We start from the raw sequence: 20,931 nt of genomic DNA, 5'->3' as shown, positions 1-20,931 counted from the left end.
GTACCTCCTTTTATATATGTCTTACTACAAAAATCGCCACAGAAATCACAAGCCAACACAATATGGCAAATACTGTACCACTTTTATAGTCTTTCTTATAAATAAAAATTGAGGTAAAAAATACAGTTAAAATACACGATATAATGCCTACTATCGCACCTGTACTTAAATGCATAGACATTTTAATGAGTTCATCGCCCTCATGATCTATGGTTAATGCTATCACTGCTGCTAAGTAGACTGCGGGCATTGTAGCTATAATACCACCTAGTTTACCGCCAACTTTCTCTGCCATAATTGATGCTAAAGCAACCGCAAATCCACCGATTACAAAATGAAGTATCGCACTTGATATAGATATTCCGAACACAATAATCCTTCTTTGCTAATTATTAAACGAAACGTTTCGTTTACTTTTAGTGTAAAACGCACTTTATCAATTGTAAACAATAAAATCAATAGACCTAATTTTCTAATTATTACTTAGCTAGTTTGAACTCTCTATAAATATAAAATCATAATAAAAACTCCTTTCATCTCAATGACAAAAGGAGTTCTACTTACTTCTTATAAATTCTGATTTTAATTTCATAATAATCATCGTGATCTCTATCTTTTTGCTCAACGTGTAAGCCCGATTGTTGAATTGCTTCGATACTTTTACCTACTTCATCTCTTGCTTGCGTTACATCTTGTGAGAATTGGAATGACTGTGCTTTAATCTTTTCAGGTCCTGTCTTTTGACGTACTTTATCTTCTGTTTGCTTCACATTAAGCTTTTGAGCTATGACCTGTTCAATTAATGCTTCTTGATCTTCTTCGGATAATACGAGTACAGCACGTGCATGTCGTTCAGTTATTTTACCTTCTCTTAATCTTGTAATGACTTTAGGTGCTAATTTTAGTAAGCGTAGCTTATTAGCAATGAAGCTTTGGCTTTTACCTAAACTTTTCGCTAATTCACTCTGTGTCACATCACCAAGTTCAAGTAGCTTTTTATATGCTTCCGCTTCTTCGACTACGGATAAGTTTTCACGTTGAATATTTTCAATTAATGCAACCACTGCAGTTTCTTCATCATCCATATCTCGGATAATGACATCTGCTTGAGACATATTTAAAGATTGCATTGCTCTAAATCTGCGTTCACCTGCAATAATTTCGAACATATCTTCTTCAATAGGTCTAACTACAATCGGTTGTAATAATCCATGTTCTTTAATTGATTCTGCAAGTTCATGTATTTTACTTGGTTCAAATACTTGTCTAGGTTGATAACGATTAGGTACGATACGTTCAATATGAATGGACTCAACATTATTATTTCGGTCTTCTTCAATAGAACCCATGATGTCATCTTTGTTTTTTAAACCAAATAATTTTGAAAAAGGTTTCTTCATAATCCATTCGCTCCCTCTCATTCATTTCTATATCATCATATCTTACTTTTCAAGTAAAGGAGATTTATTGGGTGTACCTGGTTTTCTTGGGTATTTCTTAGATGTTTGGCGTCGTTTATCAATGACAATCATTTGTCTTTCTCCCGCTTCTTCTGGCAATTCAAAGTTAAAGGTTTCTTTAACATTGCCACCTAATACATTAATTGCAAATTGAGCTTCGTCTAATTCTTCTTCACCTTTAGATGATTTTAAAGCTATGAATTGACCACCTTTTTTAGCTAAAGGTAGACACAATTCACTTAATACAGTTAGACGCGCAACAGCGCGGGCAGTAACGATATCGTAAGACTCCCTGTAGTCTCCCTTACCAAAGGTTTCTGCACGATCATGCACAAAACTCACATCTTGGAGACCTAAAGCGTCTGCTAAATGATTTAAAAATTGGATACGCTTATTTAATGAATCGACTATTGTCACTTTCAACTCAGGGAAGATGATTTTCAATGGAATACTTGGGAAACCTGCACCTGCACCCACATCACATATTGATAATGAACCCTTAAAGTCATAATAGAAACTCGGTGTGATTGAATCATAAAAATGCTTTAAATACACTTCATGTTCATCCGTAATACTTGTCAAATTCATCTTTTCATTCCATTCAACAAGTAGCTGATAGTATGTTTGAAATTGTTCTTTTTGAGTGTTCGATAATTCGATGTTGTGTTCTTTTAATTTCTCAGATAGCCATTCTATACTCATTATTGATTCACCCTTTGAAGTTTTCCTTGTTCTAAATATACAAGTAAAATTGAAATATCAGCTGGGTTAACGCCAGAAATTCTTGAAGCTTGCGCAATATTGAGTGGCTTAACTTCAGCTAGTTTTTCTCTAGCTTCTGAAGCTAAACTATCAACTTTACTATAGTCTAAGTCTTCAGGAATTTTCTTTTGTTCCATACGTTTTACTTTTTCAACTTGTTGTAATGATTTATTGATATAACCTTCATATTTTGTTTGAATTTCAACTTGTTCTTCAACTTCTGAAGGTAATTGATGATCTTCTTCCAAGATTTCTAATATCGTATCATATGTCATTTCAGGTCTACGTAATAAATCGATAGCTAATATACCATCTTTAAGTTTAGAACCACCATTTGCTTCGATCACTGATTGCGTATGGTCATTTGGTTTGATACGGATATCTGTTAATCTTTGAATTTCATCTTTTATTTGTTGACGTTTATGATTAAACTGCGCATAACGTTCATTCGAAATTAAACCTAGCTCATGTCCTAAATCTGTAAGACGTAAGTCAGCATTATCATGACGTAATAATAAACGGTATTCTGCACGTGATGTTAATAAACGATATGGTTCATTTGTACCTTTTGTTACTAAATCATCGATAAGGACGCCAATATACGCATCCGAACGACTTAAGATCTTCTCTTCTTTACCTAATACTTTACCTGCTGCATTAATACCAGCCATAATACCTTGTCCAGCCGCTTCTTCATAACCTGATGTACCGTTAATTTGGCCAGCAGTATATAAATTCTTAATCATTTTTGTTTCTAGTGTCGGCCATAATTGAGTTGGAACAATTGCATCATATTCAATGGCATAACCTGCACGCATCATATCTGCTTTTTCTAACCCAGGTATCGTCTCTAACATTTGTCTTTGAACGTGTTCAGGTAGACTTGTTGATAATCCTTGTACGTATACTTCATTAGTATTACGTCCCTCTGGTTCTAAGAATAATTGATGGCGTGGTTTATCATTGAAACGTACAAATTTGTCTTCGATTGATGGACAATATCTTGGACCTGTACCTTTTATCATTCCAGAGTACATTGCAGATAAATGTAAATTGTCGTCAATCACTTGATGTGTTTTATCATTAGTATAAGTTAACCAACATGGTAACTGCTCTAAAATATATTCTGTCGTTTCATAACTGAAAGCACGTCCTACATCATCACCAGGTTGGATCTCAGTTTTTGAATAATCGATTGTTTTAGAGTTAACACGTGGTGGTGTTCCCGTTTTAAAACGTACAACCTCGAAACCTAATCCTCTTAAATTATCTGCTAATGTGACAGATGGTAATTGGTGATTTGGACCACTTGAGTACTTCATGTTACCTAAGATGATTTCACCACGTAAAAATGTACCAGTCGTAATAACCACTGCTTTAGAGCGATACTCTGTACCGATATTTGTACGTACACCTTTAACTTCGTCATCTTCAATAATTAATTCATCTACCATACCTTGCATGATATCTAAGTTATCTTCATCCTCGATAACATTCTTCATCTCTTGTTGGTATAGCACTTTATCAGCTTGTGCACGTAATGCTCTAACAGCTGGTCCTTTACCTGTATTTAACATACGCATTTGGATATGCGTTTTATCTATTGTCTTAGCCATTTGGCCACCTAATGCATCAATTTCACGTACAACAATCCCTTTAGCCGGACCACCTACTGATGGATTACATGGCATAAAGGCAATATTATCTAAATTGATTGTTAACATTAATGTTTTAGCGCCACGTCTTGCTGATGCTAAACCTGCTTCAATACCAGCATGACCTGCACCAATTACAATTACATCATATTCTTGAACCAATTGTTGAACCTCCTTATTAAACATTTACCTATTTGTCTGAGAAATATACCCCTGCTGGATGAACTTCCCTATTTATATTCGCTATTTACCTAAACAGAATTGACTAAATAACTGATCAATTAATTCATCACTTGCAGATTCGCCAATAATTTCACCTAAAATCTCCCAAGTGCGTGTTAAATCGATTTGTACCATATCCATCGGTATACCTGATTCAGCTGCATCAATCGCATCTTGGATTGATTGTCTTGCTTGTTTAAGTAATGAAATATGGCGTGAGTTAGATACGTATGTCATGTCTTGATTTTGAACATCTCCACCAAAGAATAAGTCTCTGATTTGTATTTCTAATTCATCAATACCTTCTTGTTTTAGCATAGAAGTTTGGATTAATGGTGTGTCACCAATCATTGCTTTGACTTCATTAATATCTAGATGTGTTTCTAAATCTGTTTTATTGATAATTACAATAACATCTTCATTTTTAACAACATCATATAACGTTTGGTCATCTTCCGTTAGTGCTTCATTATTATTCAATACAAATAAGATTAAGTCAGCTTGACTTAGTGCTTTACGTGAACGTTCGACACCAATTTTCTCTACTATGTCTTCAGTATCTCGAATACCTGCTGTATCTACTAAACGAAGTGGTACACCTCTGACATTAACATATTCTTCTAATACATCTCTTGTAGTACCAGCTACTTCCGTCACAATCGCTTTATTATCTTGAATAAGGTTATTTAGCATTGAAGACTTACCTACGTTTGGTCGGCCTACAATAACAGTGGAGAGACCTTCTCTCATTATTTTACCCTGTGCACCTGTTTCTAATAGTTGATTAATTTCTTGTTTAATATTTTTAGATTGTTGTAATAAGAACTCTGTCGTCGCATCCTCTACATCGTCATACTCTGGATAATCGATATTTACCTCAACCTGAGCAAGTATCTCTAATATTGACTGACGTTGACGTTTTATTAAATCACTTAAACGTCCCTCTATTTGATTCATTGCAACTTTTGAAGCACGATCTGTTTTAGAACGAATAAAGTCCATCACTGCTTCTGCTTGAGATAAATCAATTCTTCCATTTAAGAATGCACGTTTTGTATATTCACCTGGTTCAGCCATTCGAGCGCCATGCGTCATTGTTAATTCCAAAATACGATTAATAGTTAAAATACCGCCATGACAATTGATTTCAATGATATCTTCTCTAGTAAATGTTTTAGGTGCTCTTAAGACGGAAATCATGACCTCTTCAACTGTCTCACTTGTTTCTGGGTCAATAATATGACCGTAATTTATTGTATGTGAATCAACTTCTGCTAATGGTTTCTTACCTTTATATAGTTTATCTCCAATTTCAACTGCTTGTGGACCAGAAAGTCTCACAATACCAATCGCACCTTCGCCCATTGGCGTTGAAATACTAGTAATTGTATCAAAGTCCATTGTTAGGCTGGCCTCCTTATTCAAGTAATTTTTCAATACTATATTGTAAATTGTTTCATTTCAAAAATCTATTATATTGTTCGGAATGTTCGGGTTAGACTTCGGGTTGTCTGAGGTTAGACTTACGTTAGTATAAAATCTATCTCCCCTACCCTATTGAATTTTCTTATTAAATACTTTAGCTATTTTAAGTACATGCTCTAAACTACCTTGAATTTCTAAAGTGGACATAGATTTAGCTGGTTGTCTTGCAATAACGATAATATCTTTCGTTATAATATCTTGTTTATGCACTTTAAAGTTTTCTCTTATCGCTCTTTTAATTTTATTTCTAGTAACAGCGTTACCTAATTTTTTCGAAACGCTAATCCCTAAGCGAAAATGTTCTTGTTCTTTATTATCATAGGTATATACTACGAATTGTCTATTTGCGACAGACTTTCCTCTTTTATATATTTTTTGAAAATCTGCATTCTTTTTTATACGGTACGCTTTTTCCACCAAACATCACTCGCTTATCAAATTCTCTTACCTTAGTATTATAAACCATCTAAATTTTAACCAAAAATAAACCAGCATTTATATTGAAAACGCTGATTTCAGTCAAAAGTTCTTATCTATCATCTATCAATTAACCCAATCAACAATACGTTTGATCGTTAATGTTTGAATAAAATTACTGTATTCAAAACGAAAAAAAAGACCACTGATGAGTCAGTGATCTTATGCAGATAAAACTTTACGGCCTTTACGACGACGGCGCGCTAAGACTTTACGGCCATTTTTAGTGCTCATGCGTTTTCTGAAACCATGAACTTTACTATGTTTACGTTTATTTGGTTGATAAGTACGTTTTACCATGTAAAAACACCTCCATCTTTATTAAGTTATCTAACATCTCCAGGATCAAAGCCCTGTTAAATTTATAGATAGATAATTGTTAAAGTGTGTAACTATTAATATAATAGCAACAAACTTATACATAAGAGATTCCTCTTATTAACTGACTGCTATAAGAAATTCTTGGTTTAATATACTTATTATCTAATCATATTTCAAGCAACTACTACAATATAACAAATTACTACTTATAAAGCAAGCTCATTTTAAATTGATTCTTCCATATTACTATCAAACCAACCATCCCCATTTTACCTATCGTTATATTATATATTCATTTTTCATACAGCTTTATAAATTATTTCCCAAACTGTTATACTCCCCGTTTTTAAACGATTATGAATATTGTGCGAAGTTATCCACTTATCAACAAAGAATCTTATTTAATTTGTGGACAATTACGTTGATATTCACAAGTTTTCACATCTTTTACGAACATATTCACAGTCATTTGACATCTATATTACTGAAAAAGTATAATTGTGTGGATAAGTCGTTTAATCATTGATTTTATAAGGATTTATTTATTAGATTTATATACAAATTGGCTGTGCATAAATCATAGTGTGCTTTAAGTTATCCACTGTCTGTGATTAACTTGTGGATAATTATTAACATGCTGTGATTATTTTTATCCACGGGTGTTATTTTTGTGTATAACTAAAAAAATTTGAGAAAGATGGAGTTATTTATGTCTGAAAAAGAAATTTGGGAAAAAGTATTAGACCTCGCCAAAGAACGAATTTCAAAAATTAGTTTTGATACTTTCGTAAAAGATACGCAACTCTATTCACTCCAAAATGATAAAGCCATCGTATTAGTCAGTGAATCTTTCAATGCGAATTGGCTCAATCAAAAATATATTGAGATTATGCAAAGCATCATATATGAAGTGATTGGTTATGAAGTCAAACCTCGTTTTATAACTGAAGAAGAACTGTCAAAATATATGAAGACCGATCAAAAACAACCTGAAGAACCTGCAACTCCAGAAACGCATCAACATCAGAATGTCGATAATCCAGGTGGTATTGAACAATTTAATACACACAATACATTTGACACATTTGTAATCGGACCAGGCAACCGTTTTCCACATGCTGCGAGTTTAGCAGTAGCAGAAGCACCAGCCGAAGCATACAATCCATTATTTATTTATGGTGGAGTTGGATTAGGAAAAACCCATCTAATGCATGCCATTGGACATCATGTTTTGGATAATAATCCTAATGCTAATGTGATTTATACATCTAGTGAAAAGTTTACAAACGAATTTATTAAGTCAATTCGTGATAACCAAGGTGATGCTTTTAGAGAGAAATACCGTAATATCGACGTTTTACTAATCGATGATATACAGTTCATTCAAAATAAGGAACAAACACAAGAAGAATTCTTCCATACTTTTAATGAACTGCATAACAATAATAAACAAATTGTTATTTCTAGTGACCGTCCACCAAAAGAGATCTCTAAATTGTCAGATCGACTCCGTTCTCGCTTTGAATGGGGCTTAATCGTGGATATTACACCACCAGATTATGAAACAAGAATGGCTATTTTACAGAAAAAGATTGAAGAAGAGAATTTAGATATACCAATGGAATCATTAAACTACATTGCAAATCAAATTCAATCCAATATTCGTGAACTTGAAGGTGCATTAACACGTTTACTGGCTTATTCACAATTACAAGGTAAACCTATCACGACTGAATTAGCTGCGGAAGCTTTAAAAGATATTATACAAGCACCTAAATCTAAAAAGATTACTATTCAAGATATACAAAAAGTGGTTGGACAATACTACAATGTTCGCATAGAGGACTTTAGTGCCAAAAAGCGTACAAAATCTATTGCCTATCCACGACAAATAGCGATGTATCTTTCACGTGAACTTACAGATTTTTCATTACCTAAAATTGGTGAAGAGTTTGGTGGACGTGATCATACAACCGTCATTCATGCTCACGAAAAAATTGTAAATGATATTAAAGCAGATCCTACTTTTAAACAAGAAGTGGAAAATTTAGAAAAAGAAATCAGAAACCAATAGTTGGGAAATAATTTTAAAAATTAAGCTGTTATAGTACAGTTCGAATTGAAGATTAAATTTGATTATAAAAGGGAATAATTACATCGAAAAGCGCATGTCATTTTGTTGTCGTTTTATTATTCTAGAAAAGATAATCAAGTTGTGGATTGTGGACAATGTTGAAAAGGTGTACACAGTATACACACTTTATCCACATGTGCATAACTTTTATATGCCAGACTTATTGTCACTTATCCACTAATTCACAGGCCCTACTACTATTACTATGAATTTAAAACCTATATAATTATATATAAACGACTGGAAGGAGTTTAAATTTTAATGATGGAATTCACTATTAAAAGAGATTATTTTATTAATCAACTAAACGATACATTAAAAGCTATTTCACCTAGAACAACTTTACCAATTCTTACTGGTATTAAAATTGACGCTAAAGAAAATGAAGTCATTTTAACTGGATCAGATTCTGAAATCTCAATTGAAATCTCAATACCAAAACAAATAGATGGTGAAGATATTGTTGATATCTCAGAAACAGGATCAGTTGTACTTCCTGGTCGTTTCTTCGTTGATATTATTAAAAAATTGCCAGGTAAAGATGTTAAATTATCTACTAATGAGCAATTCCAAACACTCATTACATCTGGTCATTCTGAATTCAACTTAAGTGGTTTAGATCCAGATCAATATCCACTATTACCAGAAGTATCAAGAGATGACGCTATTCAATTATCTGTAAAAGTATTAAAAAACATCATTGCACAAACTAATTTTGCAGTGTCCACCTCAGAAACACGCCCAGTATTAACTGGTGTGAATTGGCTTATACAAGATAATGAATTAATATGCACAGCAACTGACTCACACCGCTTGGCTGTAAGAAAGTTAAAATTAGAAGATACATCTGAAAATAAAAATGTCATCATTCCTGGTAAAGCTTTATCTGAATTAAATAAAATTATGAGCGATAGTGATGAAGATATTGATATTTTCTTCGCATCTAACCAAGTATTATTTAGAGTAGGTCATGTTAATTTCATTTCTCGTTTATTAGAAGGTCATTATCCAGATACAACGCGTTTATTCCCTGAGAATTATGAAATCAAATTAGGAATTAACAATGGTGAGTTTTACCATGCGATTGATCGTGCATCATTATTGGCTAGAGAAGGCGGTAATAATGTCATCAAATTAAGCACTGGTAATGAAGTTGTTGAACTATCATCAACATCTCCAGAGATTGGTACTGTAAAAGAAGAAGTAACAGCAACTGATGTAGAAGGCGGCAATCTTAAAATTTCATTCAACTCAAAATATATGATGGATGCATTAAAAGCGATTGATAATGACGAAGTCGAAGTCGAATTCTTTGGTACGATGAAACCGTTCATTTTAAAACCTAAAGACGATGATTCAGTTACTCAATTAATCTTGCCAATCCGTACGTACTAATCATGACTTAAAAAGCGAAAACGAATAATAGCTGAGACAAGATAAAATGTCTCAGCTATTTTTTATTTAAAGTTCATTTTAAAGTGTGTGAGCCTTTGTTTAAGCGTAAGAAATTATTTTTAGGAGGAATTTATCGTTTTATAGAAAAATAAGCTAATATGCCCTTTAAAATTAAAATGACGTTAATACAACTCCAAAAACGTAAGTAAAATAGCATTGAAATTTAAAATAGAGAAATTATCACTATAAGTAAACGTTTACATTCTTTTTTTTACATGAAATTTGAGCGCAAAACAGGTATAATATATTAATGACATAAAAAGAAATGGAGTGATGAATTTGATTCAAGAAGTTGTTGTAGAAGGTGACATTACTTTAGGTCAATTTCTGAAAACAGAAGGTATTATTGAATCAGGTGGCCAAGCGAAATGGTTCCTACAAGATTTCGAGGTTTTAATTAATGGTCAACGTGAAGTTAGACGTGGCAAAAAATTAGAACATCATGATCGTATCGATATACCTGAATTGCCTGAAGATACGGGTGCTTTTTTAATCATTCACCAAGGTGAACAATGAAATTAAATACACTCCAATTGGAAAACTATCGTAACTATGAACAGGTTACAATCGATTGTCATCCTGAAGTGAATATTCTCATAGGTGAGAATGCACAAGGAAAGACGAATCTCCTTGAATCAATTTACACTTTAGCTTTGGCAAAAAGCCACAGAACTTCTAATGATAAGGAACTCATACGTTTTGATTCTGAGTATGCTAAAATAGAAGGTGAGCTAAACTATAGACATGGCACAATGCCACTGACGATGTTCATTACTAAAAGAGGTAAGCAAGTGAAGGTCAATCACCTAGAGCAAAGTAGGCTAACACAATATATCGGACATCTAAACGTGGTTCTTTTTGCGCCGGAAGATTTGAATATCGTGAAAGGATCACCTCTAATACGCCGTCGTTTTATAGACATGGAGTTAGGACAAATATCAGCTGTCTATTTGAACGACCTTTCTCAATATCAACATATTTTAAAACAAAAGAATAACTACCTAAAACAGCTACAAATTGGTAATAAGACTGACACCACTATGCTGGAAGTCTTAAATCAACAATTTGCTGAATATGCGTTAAAGGTGACGTTGCGTCGTGAACATTTTATTAAAGAACTAGAACAATTAGCTCAACCTATTCATGCAGGCATTACGAATGAGCGTGAAGCATTGGCGCTTAAGTATTTACCAAGTTTGAAATTCAGTCATCAAGATCAATCAGAATCAGAAATGTTAGAAGAGATTCTGACATTACTTAATGACAATCTTCAAAGAGAAAAAGACCGTGGTGTGTGTCTCTTTGGACCACATCGTGACGACTTAGGTTTTAACGTTAACGGCATGGATGCGCAAACTTATGGTTCACAAGGTCAACAGAGAACAACCGCATTGTCGATTAAGTTAGCTGAAATTGAACTAATGAATATAGAAGTTGGAGAATATCCAATTTTATTACTAGATGATGTGTTGAGTGAATTAGATGACTCACGTCAAACGCACTTATTGAGTACAATTCAACATAAAGTACAGACATTTGTAACTACGACATCCGTAGACGGTATTGATCATGAAATTATGAATAATGCTAAGTTATACCGTATAAATCAAGGTGAAATTATAAAGTAACAGAAAGTGATGGTGAATACATTGTCAGATGTAAACAACACAGATAATTATGGTGCTGGGCAGATACAAGTATTAGAAGGACTAGAAGCGGTCCGTAAACGACCTGGTATGTATATCGGTTCAACTTCAGAAAGAGGCTTGCACCATTTAGTATGGGAAATTGTTGATAATAGTATTGACGAAGCATTAGCAGGCTATGCTGACGAAATTAACGTAACAATTGAAAAAGATAATTGGATTAAAGTTACTGACAATGGTCGTGGTATCCCAGTAGATATTCAAGAAAAAATGGGACGTCCAGCAGTTGAGGTTATTTTAACTGTACTTCACGCCGGAGGTAAATTCGGTGGCGGCGGATACAAAGTATCAGGTGGTCTACATGGTGTAGGTTCATCTGTTGTTAACGCCCTATCAGAAGATTTAGAAGTATACGTACACCGTAACGATACGATTTATCACCAAGCCTATAAAAAAGGTGTACCTCAATTTGATTTAAAAGAAATTGGTAGCACAGATAAGACGGGTACAGCAATACGTTTTAAAGCAGATAGCAGTATCTTTACCGAAACAACAGTTTACAACTATGAAACATTACAACAACGTATTCGTGAGTTAGCATTCTTGAACAAAGGTATTCAAATCACTTTAACTGATGAGCGAGACGAAGATGATATCAGACAAGATTCTTATCACTATGAGGGTGGGATTAAGTCTTATGTAGAAATGTTGAATGAAAATAAAGAACCTATCCATGGCGAACCTATTTACATTCACCAATCTAAAGATGATATCGAAGTTGAAATTGCGATCCAATATAATAAAGGCTATTCAACGAATTTATTAACATATGCCAACAATATCCACACGTATGAAGGTGGTACGCATGAAGATGGCTTTAAACGTGCGTTAACGCGTGTGTTAAATAGTTATGGTATGAACAGTAAAATAATCAAAGAAGATAAAGATAGACTTTCAGGTGAAGATACACGTGAAGGTTTAACAGCTATTATTTCTATCAAACATGGTGATCCTCAATTCGAAGGTCAAACGAAAACAAAATTAGGAAACTCTGAAGTACGACAAGTTGTAGATAAATTATTCTCTGAACACTTTGAACGTTTCTTATATGAAAACCCTAGTGTTGGTAGAATTATTGTTGAAAAAGGTATTATGGCATCTCGTGCACGTGTTGCTGCAAAGAAAGCACGTGAAGTGACACGTCGTAAATCAGCATTAGAGATTTCAAGTCTACCTGGTAAACTTGCTGACTGCTCTAGTAAAAACCCTGAAGAAAGTGAAATTTTCTTAGTCGAAGGGGACTCTGCCGGTGGGTCTACTAAATCAGGCCGTGACTCAAGCACACAGGCGATTTTACCATTGAGAGGTAAGATTCTTAATGTTGAAAAAGCACGTCTAGATCGTATTTTAAATAACAATGAAATTCGTTCTATGATCACAGCATTTGGTACTGGTATTGGTGGAGAATTTGATATTAGTAAAGCACGATATCATAAAATTGTAATTATGACAGATGCCGATGTTGATGGTGCTCATATTAGAACATTATTATTAACATTCTTCTATCGTTTCATGAGACCGCTAATTGAAGCGGGATATGTATATATTGCTCAACCACCGTTATACAAATTAACGCAAGGTAAACAAAAATACTATGTCTTCAACGATAGAGAATTAGATAAATTAAAAGCAGAATTAAATCCAACACCTAAATGGTCTATTGCCCGTTATAAAGGTCTTGGTGAAATGAATGCCGATCAATTATGGGAAACAACGATGAATCCAGAACACCGTTCAATGTTACAAGTAACATTAGAAGATGCAATTGATGCCGACCAAACATTTGAAATGTTAATGGGTGATGTTGTTGAAAACCGTAGACAATTTATTGAAGATAACGCGGTCTATGCCAACCTAGATTTCTAAGCACTATGAACTGAACTTTTGAAGGAGGATCTCTTGATGGCTGAATTACCTCAATCAAGAATTAATGAACGAAATATAACCAATGAAATGCGCGAATCATTCCTAGACTATGCAATGAGTGTTATCGTTTCTCGTGCATTACCAGACGTCAGAGATGGATTGAAACCAGTACATCGTCGTATACTGTATGGATTAAATGAGCAAGGTATGACTCCAGATAAGCCATATAAAAAATCCGCACGTATCGTTGGGGATGTTATGGGTAAATATCACCCACATGGTGACTCATCTATTTACGAGGCTATGGTAAGAATGGCACAAGAATTCAGTTATCGTTATCCACTTGTGGATGGACAAGGTAACTTTGGTTCCATGGATGGTGATGGCGCAGCTGCCATGCGTTATACCGAAGCACGTATGACTAAAATTACGCTAGAATTACTACGTGATATTAATAAAGATACAATTGATTTTATTGATAACTATGATGGTAACGAAAGAGAGCCGTCAGTCTTACCTGCACGTTTCCCTAACTTATTAGTTAATGGTGCGGCAGGTATCGCCGTAGGTATGGCGACTAATATACCACCTCATAATTTGACAGAGGTGATTGATGGCGTACTTAGTTTAAGTAAGAACCCAGACATCTCAATCAGTGAATTAATGGAAGATATTCAAGGTCCAGATTTTCCAACTGCTGGTCTTATCTTAGGTAAAAGTGGTATTAGACGTGCTTATGAAACAGGTAGAGGTTCTATACAAATGCGCTCACGTGCTGAAATTGAAGAACGTGGTGGCGGACGTCAACGTATTGTTGTTACAGAAATTCCATTCCAAGTTAACAAGGCACGAATGATCGAAAAAATTGCTGAACTTGTACGTGATAAAAAAATTGATGGTATTACTGACTTACGTGATGAAACAAGTTTACGTACAGGTGTAAGAGTTGTCATTGATATTCGTAAGGATGCTAACGCAAGTGTTATCTTAAATAACTTATATAAACAAACACCATTACAAACATCATTTGGTGTAAATATGATTGCCTTAGTTAATGGCAGACCTAAGTTGATTAATCTTAAAGAAGCATTAGTCCATTACTTAGAACATCAAAAAACGGTTGTACGTAGACGTACAGAGTACAATTTAAGAAAAGCAAAAGACCGTGCCCATATCTTAGAAGGTTTAAGAATTGCACTTGATCATATTGATGAAATCATTAGTACCATTCGTGAATCTGAAACAGATAAAGTGGCAATGGAAAGCTTACAAGAACGCTTCAAATTATCTGAAAGACAAGCACAAGCTATCTTAGATATGCGTTTAAGACGTTTAACTGGTTTAGAAAGAGACAAAATTGAATCAGAATATAACGAATTATTAGCTTATATTGATGAATTAGAAGCGATTTTAGCGGATGAAGAAGTATTACTACAATTAGTTCGTGACGAATTAACAGAAATTAAAGAACGTTATGGTGACGAACGTCGTACAGAAATTCAACTTGGCGGATTAGATGATTTAGAAGATGAAGATTTAATCCCAGAAGAACAAATTGTAATTACATTAAGTCATAACAATTATATTAAACGTCTTCCAGTATCTACATATCGTGCACAAAACCGTGGTGGTCGTGGTGTACAAGGTATGAATACATTAGAAGAAGACTTTGTGAGTCAATTAGTTACTTTAAGTACTCATGACAATGTCTTATTCTTTACGAATAAAGGCCGCGTATACAAACTTAAAGGTTACGAAGTACCAGAATTATCTCGTCAATCCAAAGGTATCCCAATTGTTAATGCGATTGAACTTGAAAATGATGAAAGTATCAGTACAATGATTGCTGTTAAAGACCTTGAAAGTGAAGACGATTACCTAGTATTTGCAACACGTAAAGGTATCGTTAAACGATCATCATTAAGTAACTTCTCTCGTATTAATAAGAATGGTAAAATTGCGATTAACTTTAAAGAAGATGATGAGTTAATTGCAGTTAGACTAACCGATGGTGAAGAAGATATCCTTATTGGTACTGCACATGCTTCATTGATTAGATTCTCTGAAAAAGCATTACGTCCACTTGGCCGTACAGCAGCAGGTGTGAAAGGTATCACATTACGTGAAGGTGATGAAGTAGTCGGTTTAGACGTCGCACATGCGAATAGTGAAGATGAAGTATTAGTTGTTACTGAAAATGGATACGGTAAACGTACACCAGTTGCTGATTACCGATTATCAAATCGTGGCGGTAAAGGTATTAAGACGGCAACAATTACAGAACGTAATGGTAACATCGTGTGTATTACAACTGTTACAGGTGAAGAAGACTTAATGGTTGTAACGAATGCAGGTGTGATTATACGTCTAGATGTACATGACATCTCACAAAATGGTCGTTCTGCACAAGGTGTTCGACTTATGCGTCTAGGTGATGACCAATTTGTTTCAACAGTAGCTAAAGTAAAACAAGAAGATGATGCTGATGAAGCAGAATCAGATATTGAAAGTGATAATGCTCAAGGTGAGTCTAATAGCGAAGAAGTTATTGAAGGTGGCGCACCAGGCAAAGCAATTCAAACTGAAGTTACTGATGAAGAACAAGGTTCAGAAGACACTCAAGATGGCGATGAACGAATCGATGTAAGACAAGACTTTATGGATCGTGTAAATGAAGATATCGAAAACGATTCAGAAAATAATGAAGATGAATAAACCATAATATAAAGTGAAAAATAAGACTCCCCTATCATCAGGGGAGTCTTATTTTTTATCTAATAAAAAGGGATATGGCGACTGTTAAATGTGACCATATTCCCTATATAAGCTATTCTTCTAATTGTTTCATTGCGAATGGAATTTCATTGATTAAACGTGATGGAGGTACGACATACATCGTTTCAGAAAGCTTTTCTCCGATATAACTATGTGTATAAGTCGCGCTCATCACCGCTTCTTTAATACTATCGAATTGACCTACGAAGCTAGTAATCATACCTGCTAAAGTATCACCCATACCACCAGTTGCCATAGCTGGGCTACCGATAGATAGTTTATAATCTTCATTTCTAAAGTAAATCTCTGTACCATGTTTTTTAAGAACAACTGTCGCGCCAATACGATCAACCGCTTCACGATTACGCTCATATGTTTGTTCTTCAATTGGGGTACCACTTAAACGTTCCCACTCTTTTTGATGTGGCGTAAAAATTACTCGACATGAAGGTAGTTGAGGTTTAAGTTTACTAAAAATCGTAATAGCATCACCGTCTACTATTAAATTCTGATGAGGTTGGATGTTCTGCAATAAGAAAGTAATCGCATTATTTCCTTTAAAGTCTACGCCAAGTCCTGGACCAATTAAGATACTGTCTGTCATTTCAATCATTTTAGTAAGCATCTTTGTATCGTTAATATCGATAACCATTGCTTCCGGGCATCGAGAATGTAATGCAGCATGATTAGTTGGATGTGTAGCTACAGTAATCAATCCACTACCACTGAATACACATGCACGTGCTGCTAACATGATTGCACCACCTAAATTGGCAGATCCTCCAATTAATAGGATTTTACCGTAATCCCCTTTATGAGACTCTTCTTTTCTTTTAGGAATATTAATAGTATCTAAAGTTTCCATCTACCTAAACCTCCTTTTACCGGATTATTTATTTCTATTATACTGACCGGTCTATGTTCAATGATTCATTTTATATTGAATATAAGTCACAACGATGCGTGTGCTTTTAAATACAATAATGAATACTATACCTGTAATACACTTTCGTCAATAGAAATTTAAGAAATGTAACGATATAGAAACCTAATATAACAGTGACAATATTTTAGCGTATTAAATAATTAAATTGTTAATGTATTATAAAAATTGTAAAAAGTATTGTTTATATAAAAATGAAAACGTATACTTTTTGATAATGGAAGTTTTAATTCTACATAAAGGGGAGCTGTTTCTATGACTTTATTTTTAAATGGAGATGCTTTAACGATTGAGGATATTAAACAATTATTACACCAAGATTTAAAAATTGAAATCACTGAGGAAGCATTAGAAAGAGTTAAAAAAAGTAGAAATGTAGTAGAAAGAATTATTAATGATAAAGAAACCATTTATGGGATCACTACAGGGTTTGGTTTATTTAGTGATGTGCGTATTGATTCGACTCAATATAATGACTTACAAGTTAATTTAATACGTTCACACGCTTGTGGGATGGGCGAACCATTTTCTGAAGAAGTATCACTCGTGATGATGATTTTACGTCTTAATACATTATTAAAAGGAAATTCAGGTGTAACGTTAGAATTGGTCGATCAGCTCAAATATTTCATTAATGAGCGTATTATACCTGTGATTCCTCAACAAGGCTCACTCGGTGCATCAGGGGATTTAGCACCATTATCTCATTTAGCTTTAGCACTTATTGGTGAAGGGCTTGTTTACTTTAAAAACGAAGAAGTTGATAGTCGTTATGTCTTAAATGAATTAGGAAGAGCACCATTACATTTACAAGCTAAAGAAGGATTAGCATTAATTAACGGCACACAGGCTATGACTGCTCAAGGGGTCATTAACTATATTGAAGCGGAAGACCTAGGTTACCAAGCAGAGTGGATTGCGGCGCTCACGCATCAAGCGTTAAATGGTATTGTTGATGCATATGATCATAGAGTGCATGCATTTAGAAACAGTCAAGAACAAGTAGATGTCGCAGCACGTATGCGTGATTGGTTAGAAGATTCAAAGTTAACAACAAGACAAGCTGAGATTCGTGTTCAAGATGCGTATTCTTTACGTTGTATTCCACAAATTCATGGCGCTAGTTATCAAGTGTTTAACTACGTAAAAGAAAAGTTAGAGTTTGAAATGAATGCTTCAAATGATAATCCACTTATCTTTGATGAAGACGGTGAAACAACAGTTATATCTGGTGGTAACTTCCATGGACAACCTATCGCCTTTGCGCTTGATCATTTGAAGTTAGGTGTCAGTGAATTAGCGAATGTTTCAGAACGACGTGTGGAACGACTAGTGAATCCGCAATTGAATAACGGTCTACCTGCATTCTTAAGTCCTGAACCTGGTTTACAAAGTGGCGCGATGATTATGCAATATGCGGCAGCAAGTTTAGTATCAGAGAATAAAACACTAGCACATCCAGCGAGTGTAGATTCTATCCCATCTTCAGCTAACCAAGAAGATCATGTATCTATGGGTACAATTGCTTCAAGACATGGTTATCAAATGATTGAAAATGCACGACGTGTTATTGCGATTGAATGTATTATTGCGTTACAAGCAGTTGAGTTAAAAGGGGTTAATCAACTATCACCTAAAACACGAGACAAATATGACGAATTTAGAAACATTGTGCCATCTATCAAACAAGATAGACAATTCCATAAGGATATAGAAGCCGTAGCACAGTACTTAAAGGATAGTGCGTATCATTAAGACATTCATAAAATGAAAATGATTGAATTTTAAAATAACTTGAAAATTACAAAAAACTTTGCTATATTGTGAGTAAGTTAATAAAACATTGTTCGTAGGCCAAGTAGTATTATTGATGGATTTCAGAGAGCTTGTGGTTAGTGAGAACAAGTAATCCACTTTAATGTGAATCTACCTACATTTAGTGAGCAATCGGCGAATAACCGTTATTTTAGTTAAGTGCAAATGAAGTAACATTTTATTAAGTGTTTGCTTTGTTTGTTAAATAGGGTGGCAACGCGTAGACCACGTCCCTTGTCGGGGCGTGGTCTTTTTGTATGCTTTTATATACATAGTTGGCATGCTAAATATATATTTTTTATGGGAAAGGATGAAGGTTTCATGTTAGATATTAAACTTTTTAGAACAGAGCCAGACAAAGTTAAGAGCAAAATTGAATTAAGAGGAGACGACCCTAAAGTAGTCGATGAGGTATTAGAATTAGATGAAAAGCGTCGTACATTAATAAGCAAGACAGAAGAGATGAAAGCGAAACGTAATAAAGTAAGTGAAGAAATCGCTCAGAAAAAACGTAATAAAGAAAATGCTGATGATGTTATTGCTGAAATGCGTCAATTAGGTGATGACATTAAAGAATATGATACACAATTAAATGAAATTGATAATAAAATGACAGACATTCTATGTCGTATTCCAAACCTTATCAATGACGATGTACCACAAGGTGCTTCAGATGAAGAAAATATCGAAGTAAAAAAATGGGGTACACCACGTGAATTTGATTTCGAAGCGAAAGCACACTGGGATATCGTAGAAGATCTTAAAATGGCTGACTTCGATCGTGCCGCTAAAATTTCTGGTGCACGTTTCGTTTATCTAACAAGAGACGGTGCACAATTAGAACGTGCATTAATGAACTACATGATTACGAAACATACAACACAACATGGTTACACTGAAATGATGGTACCTCAATTAGTTAACGCTGATACAATGTATGGTACTGGTCAATTACCTAAATTCGAAGAAGATTTATTTAAAGTAGAAAAAGAAGGACTATATACAATTCCAACTGCTGAAGTACCTTTAACAAACTTCTATCGTGATGAAATCATCCAACCAGGTGTCTTACCTGAAAAATTCACTGGACAATCTGCATGTTTCCGTAGTGAAGCGGGTTCAGCTGGTAGAGATACAAGAGGTTTAATTCGTTTACACCAATTCGACAAAGTTGAAATGGTACGCTTTGAAAAACCTGAAGATTCTTGGGATGCTTTAGAAGAAATGACTACAAACGCTGAAGCAATCTTAGAAGAATTAGGATTACCATATCGTCGTGTTATCTTATGTACTGGAGACATTGGTTTCAGTGCTAGTAAAACATACGACTTAGAAGTATGGTTACCAAGCTATAACGACTACAAAGAAATCAGTTCATGTTCAAACTGTACTGACTTCCAAGCACGACGTGCCAATATCCGTTTCAAACGTGATAATGCAGCTAAACCTGAATTAGCGCATACGTTAAACGGTAGTGGTTTAGCTGTAGGTCGTACATTCGCAGCAATCGTTGAGAACTACCAAAATGAAGATGGTACAGTAACAATCCCTGAAGCCTTAGTACCATTCATGGGTGGTAAAACTCATATTCAAAAGCCAACTAAATAATTTAGATTGTTAGCGAATAAATAGCTATACAATGCGCGGTAATGAAGAGCCATCATTGCCGCGTATTTTTTATGCGAATAATCAAAAGTAAGAGGGTAGGGGAGGGTCATTAAGTAAAATTTAGATGCAAAAATAGAGGGGACGTCTAATTGTTTACGGAAAATTCTGTCATATTATAAACGCTTTAGTTGCGACGTTTTTAAACCGATGGTTGTCTTACGTCACACATACCGACGTCTAAAGTGAT

16 protein-coding genes and 1 other annotated feature are annotated in these 20,931 nt (G+C 34.5%); of the genes, 8 read left to right on the top strand and 8 right to left on the bottom strand.

What is annotated here, in order from left to right; translation table 11 throughout:
* Positions 1 to 10: 10 nt before the first annotated feature.
* From AC2D8K_RS10745 to rpmH, 7 genes are all read right to left on the bottom strand, one after another.
* Positions 11 to 370: a DUF3147 family protein gene (locus tag AC2D8K_RS10745; RefSeq protein WP_002451542.1), complete on the bottom strand. Its 360-nt coding sequence runs from the start codon at positions 368 to 370 to the stop codon at positions 11 to 13.
* A gap of 190 nt (positions 371 to 560) precedes the next feature.
* Positions 561 to 1,400, bottom strand: coding sequence for a nucleoid occlusion protein (noc, locus tag AC2D8K_RS10740; RefSeq protein ID WP_002451543.1), 840 nt, complete (start codon positions 1,398 to 1,400; stop codon positions 561 to 563).
* A 42-nt stretch (positions 1,401 to 1,442) separates the two neighbouring features.
* The gene (rsmG, locus tag AC2D8K_RS10735; protein WP_002451544.1) at positions 1,443 to 2,162 is read right to left on the bottom strand and encodes a 16S rRNA (guanine(527)-N(7))-methyltransferase RsmG; all 720 of its coding nucleotides are present in this window, start codon (positions 2,160 to 2,162) and stop codon (positions 1,443 to 1,445) included.
* On the bottom strand, positions 2,162 to 4,039 hold the full coding sequence (gene mnmG / locus AC2D8K_RS10730; RefSeq protein ID WP_002451545.1) for a tRNA uridine-5-carboxymethylaminomethyl(34) synthesis enzyme MnmG: 1,878 nt from the start codon (positions 4,037 to 4,039) through the stop codon (positions 2,162 to 2,164). The genes rsmG and mnmG overlap by 1 nt, the downstream gene beginning before the upstream one ends.
* Positions 4,040 to 4,120: 81 nt before the next feature.
* Positions 4,121 to 5,500 (bottom strand): tRNA uridine-5-carboxymethylaminomethyl(34) synthesis GTPase MnmE, encoded by a 1,380-nt coding sequence (gene mnmE / locus AC2D8K_RS10725; RefSeq protein WP_002451546.1) that lies wholly within the window; start codon positions 5,498 to 5,500, stop codon positions 4,121 to 4,123.
* A gap of 153 nt (positions 5,501 to 5,653) precedes the next feature.
* Positions 5,654 to 6,001 (bottom strand): ribonuclease P protein component, encoded by a 348-nt coding sequence (rnpA, locus tag AC2D8K_RS10720; protein WP_002451547.1) that lies wholly within the window; start codon positions 5,999 to 6,001, stop codon positions 5,654 to 5,656.
* A 222-nt stretch (positions 6,002 to 6,223) separates the two neighbouring features.
* Positions 6,224 to 6,361 (bottom strand): 50S ribosomal protein L34, encoded by a 138-nt coding sequence (gene rpmH, locus AC2D8K_RS10715; protein ID WP_000240855.1) that lies wholly within the window; start codon positions 6,359 to 6,361, stop codon positions 6,224 to 6,226.
* A gap of 730 nt (positions 6,362 to 7,091) precedes the next feature.
* Between rpmH and dnaA the strand changes: the two genes are divergently transcribed.
* The 6 genes from dnaA to gyrA all read left to right on the top strand — a co-directional run bounded on the left by dnaA (position 7,092) and on the right by gyrA (position 16,258).
* Positions 7,092 to 8,456: a chromosomal replication initiator protein DnaA gene (gene dnaA, locus AC2D8K_RS10710; protein ID WP_002451548.1), complete on the top strand. Its 1,365-nt coding sequence runs from the start codon at positions 7,092 to 7,094 to the stop codon at positions 8,454 to 8,456.
* A 321-nt stretch (positions 8,457 to 8,777) separates the two neighbouring features.
* Positions 8,778 to 9,911, top strand: a complete 1,134-nt coding sequence (gene dnaN, locus AC2D8K_RS10705) for a DNA polymerase III subunit beta (protein WP_002451549.1) — start codon at positions 8,778 to 8,780, stop codon at positions 9,909 to 9,911.
* Positions 9,912 to 10,241: 330 nt separating this feature from the next.
* Positions 10,242 to 10,487 carry a S4 domain-containing protein YaaA gene (gene yaaA, locus AC2D8K_RS10700; protein WP_015364547.1) on the top strand — a complete coding sequence of 82 codons (246 nt, stop codon included), beginning with the start codon at positions 10,242 to 10,244 and terminating at the stop codon, positions 10,485 to 10,487.
* The gene (gene recF, locus AC2D8K_RS10695; protein WP_484698685.1) at positions 10,484 to 11,599 is read left to right on the top strand and encodes a DNA replication/repair protein RecF; all 1,116 of its coding nucleotides are present in this window, start codon (positions 10,484 to 10,486) and stop codon (positions 11,597 to 11,599) included. Before yaaA ends, recF begins: the two co-directional genes overlap by 4 nt.
* Positions 11,600 to 11,608: 9 nt before the next feature.
* Entirely contained in the window at positions 11,609 to 13,543 is a 1,935-nt protein-coding gene (gene gyrB / locus AC2D8K_RS10690) for a DNA topoisomerase (ATP-hydrolyzing) subunit B (protein WP_037552329.1), read from the top strand.
* A 36-nt stretch (positions 13,544 to 13,579) separates the two neighbouring features.
* Positions 13,580 to 16,258 (top strand): DNA gyrase subunit A, encoded by a 2,679-nt coding sequence (gene gyrA / locus AC2D8K_RS10685; protein ID WP_002451553.1) that lies wholly within the window; start codon positions 13,580 to 13,582, stop codon positions 16,256 to 16,258.
* A 112-nt stretch (positions 16,259 to 16,370) separates the two neighbouring features.
* On the opposite strand, the gene AC2D8K_RS10680 is transcribed toward gyrA, so the two are convergent.
* Positions 16,371 to 17,183, bottom strand: coding sequence for an NAD(P)H-hydrate dehydratase (locus AC2D8K_RS10680; protein WP_002451554.1), 813 nt, complete (start codon positions 17,181 to 17,183; stop codon positions 16,371 to 16,373).
* 333 nt (positions 17,184 to 17,516) lie between these two features.
* Between AC2D8K_RS10680 and hutH the strand changes: the two genes are divergently transcribed.
* Together hutH and serS are read left to right on the top strand one after the other, a co-directional pair.
* Positions 17,517 to 19,016, top strand: coding sequence for a histidine ammonia-lyase (gene hutH, locus AC2D8K_RS10675; RefSeq protein ID WP_484698684.1), 1,500 nt, complete (start codon positions 17,517 to 17,519; stop codon positions 19,014 to 19,016).
* A gap of 83 nt (positions 19,017 to 19,099) precedes the next feature.
* Positions 19,100 to 19,314: a binding site (T-box leader), on the top strand.
* 83 nt (positions 19,315 to 19,397) lie between these two features.
* On the top strand, positions 19,398 to 20,684 hold the full coding sequence (gene serS, locus AC2D8K_RS10670) for a serine--tRNA ligase (RefSeq protein WP_002451556.1): 1,287 nt from the start codon (positions 19,398 to 19,400) through the stop codon (positions 20,682 to 20,684).
* The last annotated feature ends 247 nt before the right edge of the window (positions 20,685 to 20,931 follow it).

This window comes from Staphylococcus sp. 510 (genome assembly GCF_057219715.1).
Note: the sequence above shows the minus strand (reverse complement) of the source record. Positions and strands in the feature narration are given on the sequence as shown.